An 11,777-nucleotide genomic window follows, 5' to 3' on the forward strand; every position below is an offset into this window, starting at 1 on the left:
GGTCTTACTTCTTATTTTTTTTTTGATATTTATTTAATCAACTCAAAACTACGTTTTACAAAAGCAGTCAATTCTTCGCCTTTCAATAATCCTTGAGAGATTTTTGCCAAATCAAGTGCCTGTTTTACCAAGCTTTCTTGCGCTGATTTATCATCAGTATGCAAAATTGTAGAAGCCAAGTCAGAATTTGTATTAACTACTAAGTTATACATTTCAGGGAAATTACCCATGCCGAACATTCCACCGCCACCAGTTTGGCTCATTTCTTTCATTCGTCGCATAAATTCAGGTTGTGTAATGATAAATGGAGCAGCGCTGCTGTCCATTGGTTCTAATTGCACTGAATAATTTGCTTTTGGAACAATTTCTTCCACTACTGTTTTTAATTTGTTAGACTCATCTTCAGACAATTTTGAAATTTGAGTATCTTCTTTCTGAATTAATTTATCGATATGATCAGAGTCAACTCTAACAAAAGTCATGTTCTGGTTATCTGACTCTAATTTTTGAATTAAATGCGAAACAATAGGAGAGTCTAATAGTATAACTTCATACCCTTTTTCTTTGGCAATTTCAACATAACCGTGTTGAGCATCTTTGTTTGAAGTATAAAGGACTACCAGTTTTCCGTTTTTATCGGTTTGATTGGCAGTGATGGCTTCTTTCAATTCTGCCAAAGTATAATATTTATCGTCTACAGATGGATACAATACAAAGTCGCCTGCTTTTTCATAGAATTTAGGTTCAGAGAGCATTCCGTATTCCAAAACGATTTTGATATCATTCCATTTTTTTTCAAAATCTTCACGGTTTTCTGTGAATAATGATTTCAATTTATCAGCTACTTTACGAGTGATATAGTTGGATATTTTCTTCACATTTCCATCTGATTGAAGATAAGAACGCGAAACATTTAACGGAATATCTGGAGAGTCAATTACACCTTTCAACATGCCAAGGAATTCAGGTACAATTCCTTCTACATTGTCAGTTACATATACTTGATTTTGGTATAACTGAATTTTGTCTTTTTGCATTTGCAAATCGGCAGACATTTTTGGAAAATATAAAATACCTGTTAAGTTAAATGGATAATCCACATTCAAATGAATATTGAATAATGGTTCTTCAAATTGCATTGGATACAACTCGCGGTAGAAATTCTTGTAATCTTCATCCGTTAAATCAACTGGTTGTTTTGTCCAAGCCGGATTTGGATTATTAATAATATTGTCCACTTCAACTTCGGTGAAAATATTGTCTTTGTCTTCTTCGGCAACACTTTCTCCTTTTTTCTGTTCGATTTTTTCTTTGCGTGTTCCAAATTTAATTGGCACTGGCATGAACTTGTTGTATTTAGTCAACAACTCACGGATTTTGAATTCTTCCAAAAATTCTAATGAATCTTCTGCAATATGTAGAATAATTTCTGTTCCTCTTTCGGTTTTGTCATGAGAAACAAGTGTAAACTCTGGACTTCCATCACATGTCCAATGTGCTGCTGGTTCGTCTTTATATGATTTGGTAATAATCTCCACTTTGGAAGCTACCATAAAAGCAGAATAAAATCCAAGACCAAAATGACCAATGATTCCTGAATCTTTGGCAGAGTCTTTGTATTTTTCTAAAAATTCTTCCGCACCAGAAAATGCCACTTGGTTGATGTATTTTTCAACTTCTTCAGCGGTCATTCCCAAACCTTGATCAATGAGGTGTAATTTTTTGCCTTCTTTGTCAATTTTAACCTCAATGATTGGATTTCCATATTCTACTTTGGCTTCACCAATACTTGTTAAATGCTTTAATTTTAAAGTAGCATCTGTAGCATTGGATACTAATTCGCGCAAGAATATTTCATGGTCGCTGTATAAAAATTTTTTAATTAGTGGAAAGATGTTTTCTACTGATACATTAATTTTTCCTGTTGTCATTTTTTTAATTTTTATGTTCTACAAATTGTACTTTTTAACACTTGTCAAATAGAATACCAATATCTAAAATATGACAAATTGGCGTAGCAGAATTGTATAAGAATAATTTAATATCATATAAAACTTAATAAAAAAATGGATGTATATTTGTGTTTACTAATTAATACTTTATTTAATATGAAAAAAATTATTTTATCGAGTTTACTTTGTCTTTTAATTTTGTCATGTAAATCGTCAAGTTCGGCCACGAGTACAAAATTAGATAACAAAACTGAAGCTGCTCTTAAAGGAAATTGGAAAATTTCTGCAGTTACTTATCCTGGTTCTGATGTGATAAAAGTGACTTCGTTTGACCTAGCAGATTCAAAATGTTTTATTGGAAGTACATGGAAATTTGTATCAAACAATAACAAAGGTCAATTGACATTGAACAATGCAAGTTGTACTGCGTACACAACACCAATTACATGGTTTATAAATAAGGAAGGACAATTTGTTATGAAAATTCTTGACGAAGCCAAATCAAAAACGGTTAAGTCAGGATATGTTTTAAACATCGCAAATCTAAAAGAAAGTACTTTTCAGCTAACAGAAAAAATTAATGTTGCCGGAAAAACAGTTGATGTAGTATATCAATTTGAAAAATTAAATTAAAAAAATATGAGAAAGTTAAATATTTATATAGTTGTAGGTCTTTTGGCCTTAGGAAATGTATTTACTAGTTGTGAAGCTGTAAAAAACACAAACAACACGCAACGTGGTGCTGGAATTGGTGCCGTTAGTGGTGCTGTTATCGGTGGTATTTTAGGAAATAACCTTGGAAAAGGAGGAAACGGTGCCATGGGTGCAGTTCTTGGCGGTGTAATTGGCGGTGTTGCTGGTGGCGTTATTGGGAATAAAATGGATAAGCAAGCTAGAGAAATCGAAACTGCTTTGCCTGGAGCGCAAGTGGAAAGAGTTGGAGAAGGAATAAAATTGGTTTTAGGTGAAAATGCAGTGCGTTTTGATACCAATAAATCAACATTAACAGCAACTGCAAAAACTAATTTAGACAAATTAGTTCCTGTTTTTAATCAATATCCTAATACCAATATTCAAATTTATGGCTATACAGATAGTACTGGAACTCCAGAATATAATTTAAAATTATCCGATCAAAGAGCTGCTTCAGTAAAAACCTATTTATCAAGTAAAGGATTAGCTGCAGCTCGATTTGTAACCACTGGTTTAGGAATTGCTGACCCAATTGCAACAAATGAAACACCAGAAGGCAGAAGTCAAAACCGTCGTGTGGAGTTTGCTATAACAGCAAACGAAAAAATGGTGCAAGATGCTCAAAAAGAAGCTGGGAAATAATAAATAGTACTCATAAAATATTATAAAACTGTCTTTTTTAAAGGCAGTTTTTTTTTGGAATGAAAAATTTAACAAAACTTTTTGTTTAATTAAAATTGAAAATAATTAAACACTTTGTATCTTTACACAGTATAAAAAAATTGAGTTATGGCAACTACAAAAAAGGCAAAATCAGAAAAAAACTTGGTCGACGACAACTACATCATTTCATTATATATGAATGCTATTTTGGAAAATCAGGAAGCACCAAAGAATGTTTATATTTTTTGTAAAAACAATGGTATTGAAGAAAGTGATTTTTATTCTTTTTTTGGGTCTTTTGACTCTATAAAGCAACAAATATGGGTTAAGTTTTTTGAAAATGCAGTGGCAACTATTGAAAAAGAAGCGGCATTTGAAACCTATTCAGATAAGAATAAATTATTGACGTTACATTTCACTTTATTTGAATTATTGACTTTAAATAGAAGTTATGTTTTGTATTCTTTGAGAGATAATAAGGAAGGATTGAAAAATTTAAAAGATTTAAAACTTTTCAGAAATGACTTTAAGGATTTTATTAAAACTATTATGCACTCAAATCAAGAAGAGAAAAGCGATAAGTTAGCTCGTGTAACTGAGCCCGTTTTTTCTGAAGGTGCATGGATTCAGTTTTTGTTTATTTTGAAATTTTGGATGGATGATACCTCAAAAAGTTTTGAGAAAACCGATGTTTTGATTGAAAAATCAGTGAATACAGTTGTTGATTTATTAGATACTAAACCACTTGAAAGTTTGTTTGATTTAGGAAAGTTTCTTTGGAAAGAAAAAAAACAATAGCACTGAAATACATTCAGCATAAATGAAAACATTAGATAAAATTCCAACAGGGAAAATAGAACGTGCTAGTCAATTAGTCAAAACAGGCTTTAAAGTAGGTGGAAATTATGTGGCCTATTATGGTGAGAAAATTGTGAATCCTACTTTAAATCGAGATAAATTAAATGAAAATAATGCTGAAGACATTTATGACGGATTGAAAAACTTGAAAGGAAGTGCTTTGAAAGTAGCTCAAATGTTGAGCATGGACAAAAGCATCATGCCTCAAGCTTATGTGGATAAATTTTCATTATCTCAGTTTTCTGTTCCGCCTTTGTCAGCACCATTAGTTAGAAAAACATTTAAAAAATACTTGGGTAAATACCCAGAGGAATTATACGATTCGTTCACTCCAGATGCTAAGAATGCCGCGAGTATCGGTCAGGTACACAAAGCAACTAAAGATGGGGAAAAACTTGCTGTGAAAATCCAATATCCTGGAGTGGCGGATAGTATAAGTTCTGATTTAGCAATTGTCAAGCCTTTTGCTACTAGAATGTTCAACATTAAAGGTAAAGATTCTGATAAGTATTTCAAGGAAGTAGAGGATAAATTGTTAGAAGAAACCGATTATGTTTTAGAGTTAAAACAAAGTCTCGAAGTATCTGAATGGTGTAAAGAAATAGAAAATTTGCGTTTTCCAAAATACTATCCACAATATTCCTCAGAAAAGATTTTGACTATGGAATGGATAGATGGTGAGCATCTTTCAGAATTTACTTCTCACAATGAAGATAGAGTAAAAGGAGACAAAATAGGACAAGCATTATGGGATTTTTATATGTACCAAATGCATCATTTGAAACAAGTTCATGCTGATCCTCATCCTGGAAATTTTTTAATTGATGAAAATGATTATTTAGTTGCCATTGATTTTGGTTGTATCAAGCATGTGCCAGAGGATTTTTATGTTCCTTATTTTGAATTGGCTAAGCCTGAAATAATTGACAATCCCAAACTGTTCAATGAAAAACTCTACGAACTGGAAATATTACGTAGAGACGATAGTCAAGAGGAAATCCTTTATTTTACCAAGATTTTTCATGATTTGTTGAGTTTGTTTACTAAGCCGTTTCATGGCGATTTTTTCGATTTTTCTGATGAAGATTTCTTTGGAAAAATAGCTCAGATGGGAGAAGATTTTGCCAAAGACAGCCAGTTAAGAAAAATGAATGGGAACAGAGGTTCAAAACATTTTTTATACATCAACAGAACGTTCTTCGGACTGTATAATTTGTTACACGATTTAAAAGCAAGAATTGACACTAAGTCATTTGAAAAATATATTTCTTAATTGAGATTACGATTGTTTATTGGTTAGGTTGATAAGAGCAGTTTCCCTTTTGTGGGTGCTGCTCTTATTTTTTTGATTGGTAATTAAAACACCAAAAACATTTTAATTTATAAATATAACCTTAATTGACATAAATTTGCAATTCATCAAACCGATATGCTTCAAGTTCAAAATATTATTTTTTCATACCAAGAAAGTACTGCTATAGATTGTGTTTCTTTTGAATTATTAAAGGGAAAAAATTTAGCAATAATTGGTGAAAGTGGTTGTGGAAAAAGCACACTGCTAAAGTTGATTTATGGTCTGTATGATGTAGAGAAAGGTCAGATATTTTGGAATGAAAAAGAAGTTTTAGGGCCAAAATTTAATCTTATTCCTGGTATGGATTTCATGAAATACTTGGCTCAGGATTTTGATTTAATGCCATTCATAACTGTTGCTGAAAATGTTGGCAAATACCTTTCCAATGTTTATGCTGACAAGAAACAGCAAAGGATTTTAGAACTTTTGGAAATTGTTGAAATGACTGATTATGCTAATGTGAAAGCCAAAAACTTAAGTGGAGGTCAAATGCAACGTGTAGCAATAGCCAGAGTTCTAGCACTTGAACCCGAAGTTTTATTGTTAGACGAACCCTTTAGTCATATTGATAATTTCAGGAAAAACAGTTTGCGACGAAAACTTTTTGCCTATTTAAAAGAAAAGAAAATTACCACGATTGTTGCTACTCACGATAGCACCGATGTGCTGTCATTTTCCGATGAAGTTTTGGTTTTAAAAAAGGGACAAATTATAGAAAAAGGCACTCCAAAATATATTTATGAAAACCCAAAAAACAAATATGTTGCCTCTCTTTTTGGCGATGTAAATGAAATAGTTGTTGATGGAGTTCCACATTTTGTTTACCCGCATCAATTGCAAATTGTGGCAGAGTCGGATTTAGAAGTTGAAATAGTAAATGCCTATTTCAGAGGAAGCCATTATTTGATTGAAGCGAAATTTAGGAATGAGATTTTATTTTTTGAAAATGACGAATATATTTTAACCGCTTCTACTGTGTGTTTGGCAATAAAATAGCATTTAAGGTTACAAAACCCCAATTGTTAATAAAAGCGAATAAAGTAATAGCATTATGGCCACTAAATTTTGCACCGCTTTAAATGTAGTTTTTTGAAGTAATTTGTTGCCAAAATACACTCCAGAAAAAGCAGATAGTGTTGCGAAAATTAAAAGTGTGTAATCTAAATTAATTTTATTTTCTATAATCTGTGGAAAATATACAGATAACCTAGAAACGTCGACTAGACAAGCAATAACCACTCCTGTTGCTATAAATGCTTCTTTTGACAAATTTGCTCGAATTAAAAAAGCACTTCGCAAAGCGCCTTGGTGTCCAGAAATACCACCAAAAAATCCACTTAAAATGCCGCCTATGGGTAAGTATTTTTTATCAAAAGAGATATTTTTATATTTTGGAATGAATTCAATTAATGCAAATAGCATCAATAAAATTCCAACCATCAATTTTACTGGCATTACCGTAAAAGTTTGTTCACTAATGGTATATTGAAATATAGGTTCCATAGTTGTTAATAATTTTAAAGAATATGCTCCTACATAGGCAAACAAAATTGCTGGAATTCCAAAAACTAATATTACATTCTTGTTGGCTTTTTTACCAAAAAGAAAAAGCTTGAAAAAATTATTTAAAAAATGAACTATTGAGGTTAAAACAATTGCAATTTCAATTGGGAAAAACAATCCAAATACAGGAAGCAAAAGGGTTCCTAATCCAAATCCAGAGAATAGTGTTAGAGCCGAACCAACAAGTGCCACGATACAAATTACAACGTAATCCATAAAAGTTTTATTTTACTTGCAAAATACTAAATTTTTGATTTATGCTACTAAGTCTATTTGTTTTTTTAAAATATCAAATTGCTAAAAATTAACTAAACAAAGTCTGTAGTATTCAAAAGTTGATTATTTTTGAATTCAATTTTTATCAATTTAACAAATATATAATGTATCATTCAAAAATAAATGGATTAGGATTTTATGTTCCAGATAATGTTGTTACCAATGACGATTTGGCCAAAATAATGGATACAACAGATGAATGGATTCAAGAAAGAACTGGAATAAAAGAAAGACGTCATATCATTAGAGGTGAAGATACAACAACATCAATGGGTGTAAAGGCAGCTAAAATTGCCATAGAGCGTTCAGGATTAGAATATGATGACATCGATTTTATAGTTTTTGCTACTATTTCACCCGATTATTATTTTCCTGGACCAGGCGTTGCGTTACAAAAAGAGTTGGGACTGAAAACTATTGGTGCTTTGGATATCAGAAATCAATGTTCAGGTTTTATTTATGCTTTGTCTGTTGCCGATCAGTATATAAAAACAGGTATGTACAAAAATATATTGGTTGTGGCCTCAGAATTACAATCTCTAGGTTTAGACATGACAGACAGAGGAAGAAGTGTTTCGGTTATTTTTGGTGATGGTGCTGGAGCAGCTATTATTTCCAGAGAAACTGATTTGTCAAAAGGAATTCTCTCTACACATTTACATTCAGAGGGTGAACATGCTGCAGAATTAGCTGTTTTAGCGCCTGGAATGGGTGGAAGATGGGTTACTGATATTATAGCTGATAATGACCCCAATGATGAAAGTTATTTTCCTCACATGAATGGACAATTTGTTTTTAAAAATGCTGTTGTTCGTTTTAGCGAAGTGATAAATGAAGCATTGCAAGCCAATAATTTGGAAGTTTCCGATATTGATATGTTAATTCCGCATCAAGCCAATTTGAGGATTTCTCAATTCATCCAACAAAAGTTTAAATTGACAGATGATCAAGTTTTCAATAATATTCAAAAATACGGTAATACTACTGCTGCTTCTATTCCAATTGCTTTGGCAGAAGCATGGGAACAAGGTAAAATAAAAACAGGAGACACTGTTGTATTAGCTGCTTTTGGTAGTGGATTTACTTGGGCAAGTGCTATAATAAAATGGTAATTTTTTTTAACTTTGTAAAAATTTAAAAATTATAATCATGAGTCGCAAAGTTGTTCATAATTCAGGGCAAGCTCAATTGTTTAAAAACAAATATTTAGAAATGTTAACCAAGACTGATCCGTTGGTTATTTGGGGTGTTTATATTCCAATTTTATCATTTGTTTTATATAAAGCACACACCACAATTCTGTTACCAATAAGCACTATTGCATTTTTGTTTATTGGCGGAATGTTGTACTGGACTTTATTTGAATATTTAGCACATCGTTATATTTTCCATTGGATAAGTGACAATGTAAAAATTAAAAAACTATCCTATATTTTACATGGCAATCATCATGAATATCCTCGTGATAGACAACGTTTGTTCATGCCATTAGTGCCAAGTTTAATTTTGGCAACAACACTTTTTAGCATACATTATTTAGTTTTTTGGGATTATAATTGGGCATTTTTTCCTGGATTTATGTTTGGGTATTTATTATACGCTTCCACTCATTATGCCATTCATGCCTTTGAACCACCGTTTGAATTTATGAAACCTTTATGGCGAAATCATCAAATGCACCATTATAGAAATGAACATCTTGGTTTCGGTGTGAGTAATACGTTTTGGGATAGGATTTTTAAAACAACCTTCGATATTAGAAAGCATAAAGAAGATCCCGATAAAGCAAAAGAATTAAAGTTTGAATAAATAAAAAATGGTTGTTTCAATTAACTGAAGCAACCATTTTTATTTTTTTTAACTATTTCTAAAAAACACCTCCGCTACCTTGAGTTTCATTGGCATCTCTTTGTTTGCGTTGTAGCGCACTGTTTTTTCCACCACCGAAAACGTAATTAAATCCAACATAAAATGTTTGGCTCTCCCAGTAGAAAGCTCCAACTTGCTTGTAAGGAATGTTTCCTTCAAAACTAAAATTCATAGTCTCAAAAACATCATTTACTCTAGCGGTGATACTTCCTTTTCCTTTAAGTATGTTATAGGTTGCACCAATATCCATTTTATACATTGGTTTTCTGGCATATTGTAATCCCAAATCTTCTCCTCTGTACATAGAAAATAAATTGAACCTTAAATTTTTTGTTGCCACAAAATTATTATTCAATCTTGTGTTAAATACAATAACATCAGCTTCGGCTTTTTCTTGTTCTCCAGTATTGGCATTTTCAACGGTTCCTCTTACTGTTTTGAAATAAGAATCGGCACTGGCATTGATAGACCACCAGCTTGTAAGTTTCAAATTAGCTGATGCTTCAATTCCAAAAGAATTGTTGTTATCAAAGTTATCATAGGAAATAATGTCTTGATTTGGATTATCTGGGTTTTTGTAAACAACTCTTCCAATTTCATCATTAATTAATCTATAAAAAACACCTGCCGTAATAGAACCTATTTTGGTAATTCGAGTATAATTGACTTCCAATGAATTTGTGAATTGTGGCTCTAATGCTGGATTTCCTCTCGACTCAACTAATGGTGTTGTCCACTCTCTAATAGGACTAATTTGCCCTACACTTGGTCTATCAACACGTCTTGAATAATTGAAGTTATAAGAGTCTTTATCGTTGGGTTTGTAATTGAAAAATAGGGAAGGATAAATGGAGAAAATATTATCAGTTATACTACTTTTTTCGTCTATATTTTCAGCTGGATTTGTTGAACTTACAACGTTTTCAAAATCGCCTTGAATTTCATAATATTCTAATCTAGCACCCATTTGTGCACTCCATTTTCCCCATTGCTTTCCGATATTAGTATAAAAAGAATAGATGTTACGGTCAAAATCAAAATTTGAATTTCCTACTCTACTATATGAAGTTGAAGCGTCATTTACTGTTTCATTAAAATCATTTGTGATTTTTTGATTTCGTGATTCTGCTCCCATTTCTAATTTTAGAGTTTCTGTTAATGGGTTTGTATAATCTACATTTATTTGTAAATAATCAGTAAAACGGTCAATATCATTATTGCTTATTCTATTGGATGGTGGAGTTTCAATAATTAAATTGAAATCGGCATATTCTGGATTTTTTGTGTTCGAAAAATTAGTTTGAAACTCAATATTTTCTCCTTTTTTATCAAAATCATGTTTAAAAACCAAATCATAGGTTTGGGTATAATTATCAGTATCAGAGTCTAATAATTGACTTGAATCGCTAAACGATGGATTGATATAATTGATATCAGTCACACCTTCATTATGGCCATTTGAAATGTTTTGATTGGTATAAATAGAAAACGTATTTTTTTCATTTATATAATAATCCATTCCGAATTTAAGTAGGTGTGAAGTGTTTAAATTAGAAGAATTGAAATCTTGTTCGTTTTCCAAGTTAGGTCTAAAACTATTGATATAGCCATTATTGGCATTTTTCCCATGATTTAGGCCATAGTTTGTGTAGAAATTTACTTTCCCCACTTTGTAATTTAAGTTCAAAGCATTGTTTACTTTTGGTGTAATGCCAAAAGTTACTCCTGCATTAATACTACCATTAAAACCGTCTTGAGAATTTTTATGTAAAATAATATTAATAATTCCACTCATTCCTTCAGGATTGTATTTTGCCGAAGGATTTGTAATAAGTTCAATTTGTTTTATGGATGAAGATGGAATTTGTTGCAATAATTGTGCAGGATCAATATTGGAAGGTTTGCCATCAATAAGTACTCTCACATTTGAATTTCCCCGTAAACTAAGTTCTTTGGTTTGCGGATCAACGCTAACAGTTGGGATATTATTCATTATCTCAGAAGCGGTATTTCCTGATGCAATCAAATCTTTTCCAACGTTTATAACTTTTCTATCTATTTTTTGTTCGATGGTAGAGCGTTCTTTTACGATTTCAACACCAGCTAGTTGAACTGCTTCTTCTTCCAAAGAAATAGTGTTTAAATGGATAGTTTTGTTGCTTTCGGTAAGGACAATTTCTTGAGTAATTTTTTTATAACCTATATACTGAATCTCTATGGTGTATTTTTTCAACAACAAATTTTTTATCGAAAAATTTCCATTTTCTTGAGTAATTCCACCTGTAATTATTTTATTGTTTTCTAACAAAGAAACATTTACATAAGGAATGGGCTGTTTGCTGTTTTTATCGATTATTTTTCCTGAGACAACCCCTGAATTTTGAGCTATTAGTAGCGAAATATTGCTCACTAAAGCAAGTAGTAAAAATTTTAATTTCATTTTTTGATTGATGATGATTTATGTTAATTGAAATCATTTTTTTTGGCAATAGTGATTACATATGATTTCAATATTTCAGTAGACGCAAAAAGTTGTTATTTGTTACAAA

10 protein-coding genes are annotated in these 11,777 nt (G+C 31.5%); 7 read left to right on the forward strand and 3 right to left on the reverse strand.

Going from position 1 to position 11,777, the window contains the following annotated elements; genetic code table 11:
* Nucleotides 1–29 precede the first annotated feature (29 nt).
* Nucleotides 30–1,931, reverse strand: a complete 1,902-nt coding sequence (gene htpG, locus ACSVH2_RS05650) for a molecular chaperone HtpG (protein WP_438092168.1) — start codon at nucleotides 1,929–1,931, stop codon at nucleotides 30–32.
* A 177-nt stretch (nucleotides 1,932–2,108) separates the two neighbouring features.
* Here htpG and ACSVH2_RS05655 point away from each other — a divergent pair, with 177 nt between their 5' ends.
* From ACSVH2_RS05655 to ACSVH2_RS05675, 5 genes are all read left to right on the forward strand, one after another.
* Complete coding sequence (locus tag ACSVH2_RS05655) at nucleotides 2,109–2,585, forward strand: lipocalin family protein (protein ID WP_438092169.1); 477 nt, start codon at nucleotides 2,109–2,111, stop codon at nucleotides 2,583–2,585.
* Between the two features lie 6 nt (nucleotides 2,586–2,591).
* Nucleotides 2,592–3,287, forward strand: a complete 696-nt coding sequence (locus tag ACSVH2_RS05660) for an OmpA family protein (RefSeq protein WP_438092170.1) — start codon at nucleotides 2,592–2,594, stop codon at nucleotides 3,285–3,287.
* Nucleotides 3,288–3,434: 147 nt separating this feature from the next.
* Nucleotides 3,435–4,106, forward strand: coding sequence for a TetR family transcriptional regulator C-terminal domain-containing protein (locus tag ACSVH2_RS05665; RefSeq protein WP_438092171.1), 672 nt, complete (start codon nucleotides 3,435–3,437; stop codon nucleotides 4,104–4,106).
* Nucleotides 4,107–4,128: 22 nt separating this feature from the next.
* A complete protein-coding gene (locus tag ACSVH2_RS05670; protein WP_438092172.1) occupies nucleotides 4,129–5,439 on the forward strand; it encodes an ABC1 kinase family protein in 1,311 nt (436 codons plus the stop codon).
* Nucleotides 5,440–5,595: 156 nt separating this feature from the next.
* Nucleotides 5,596–6,516 carry an ABC transporter ATP-binding protein gene (locus ACSVH2_RS05675; RefSeq protein WP_438092173.1) on the forward strand — a complete coding sequence of 307 codons (921 nt, stop codon included), beginning with the start codon at nucleotides 5,596–5,598 and terminating at the stop codon, nucleotides 6,514–6,516.
* A gap of 9 nt (nucleotides 6,517–6,525) precedes the next feature.
* On the opposite strand, the gene ACSVH2_RS05680 is transcribed toward ACSVH2_RS05675, so the two are convergent.
* Nucleotides 6,526–7,299, reverse strand: a complete 774-nt coding sequence (locus tag ACSVH2_RS05680) for a TSUP family transporter (RefSeq protein WP_438092174.1) — start codon at nucleotides 7,297–7,299, stop codon at nucleotides 6,526–6,528.
* Between the two features lie 164 nt (nucleotides 7,300–7,463).
* On the opposite strand from ACSVH2_RS05680, the gene ACSVH2_RS05685 reads away from it, so the two are divergent.
* Entirely contained in the window at nucleotides 7,464–8,471 is a 1,008-nt protein-coding gene (locus ACSVH2_RS05685) for a 3-oxoacyl-ACP synthase III family protein (RefSeq protein ID WP_438092175.1), read from the forward strand.
* A 37-nt stretch (nucleotides 8,472–8,508) separates the two neighbouring features.
* Nucleotides 8,509–9,168, forward strand: a complete 660-nt coding sequence (locus ACSVH2_RS05690) for a sterol desaturase family protein (RefSeq protein ID WP_438092176.1) — start codon at nucleotides 8,509–8,511, stop codon at nucleotides 9,166–9,168.
* Nucleotides 9,169–9,226: 58 nt separating this feature from the next.
* On the opposite strand, the gene ACSVH2_RS05695 is transcribed toward ACSVH2_RS05690, so the two are convergent.
* Nucleotides 9,227–11,668 (reverse strand): TonB-dependent receptor domain-containing protein, encoded by a 2,442-nt coding sequence (locus ACSVH2_RS05695; RefSeq protein ID WP_438092177.1) that lies wholly within the window; start codon nucleotides 11,666–11,668, stop codon nucleotides 9,227–9,229.
* Nucleotides 11,669–11,777 lie beyond the last annotated feature (109 nt).

The organism is Flavobacterium sp. RSB2_4_14, assembly GCF_051547085.1.
Classification (GTDB): Bacteria; Bacteroidota; Bacteroidia; order Flavobacteriales; family Flavobacteriaceae; genus Flavobacterium.

Excerpts from the sequence above, each read along its gene's own strand:
- ACSVH2_RS05655 (WP_438092169.1), top strand. The coding sequence starts at position 2,109 with ATGAAAAAAATTATTTTATCGAGTTTACTTTGTCTTTTAATTTTGTCA.
- ACSVH2_RS05695 (WP_438092177.1), bottom strand. The coding sequence starts at position 11,668 with ATGAAATTAAAATTTTTACTACTTGCTTTAGTGAGCAATATTTCGCTA.
- ACSVH2_RS05680 (WP_438092174.1), bottom strand. The coding sequence starts at position 7,299 with ATGGATTACGTTGTAATTTGTATCGTGGCACTTGTTGGTTCGGCTCTA.
- ACSVH2_RS05670 (WP_438092172.1), top strand. The coding sequence starts at position 4,129 with ATGAAAACATTAGATAAAATTCCAACAGGGAAAATAGAACGTGCTAGT.
- ACSVH2_RS05685 (WP_438092175.1), top strand. The coding sequence starts at position 7,464 with ATGTATCATTCAAAAATAAATGGATTAGGATTTTATGTTCCAGATAAT.
- htpG (WP_438092168.1), bottom strand. The coding sequence starts at position 1,931 with ATGACAACAGGAAAAATTAATGTATCAGTAGAAAACATCTTTCCACTA.
- ACSVH2_RS05690 (WP_438092176.1), top strand. The coding sequence starts at position 8,509 with ATGAGTCGCAAAGTTGTTCATAATTCAGGGCAAGCTCAATTGTTTAAA.
- ACSVH2_RS05675 (WP_438092173.1), top strand. The coding sequence starts at position 5,596 with ATGCTTCAAGTTCAAAATATTATTTTTTCATACCAAGAAAGTACTGCT.
- ACSVH2_RS05665 (WP_438092171.1), top strand. The coding sequence starts at position 3,435 with ATGGCAACTACAAAAAAGGCAAAATCAGAAAAAAACTTGGTCGACGAC.
- ACSVH2_RS05660 (WP_438092170.1), top strand. The coding sequence starts at position 2,592 with ATGAGAAAGTTAAATATTTATATAGTTGTAGGTCTTTTGGCCTTAGGA.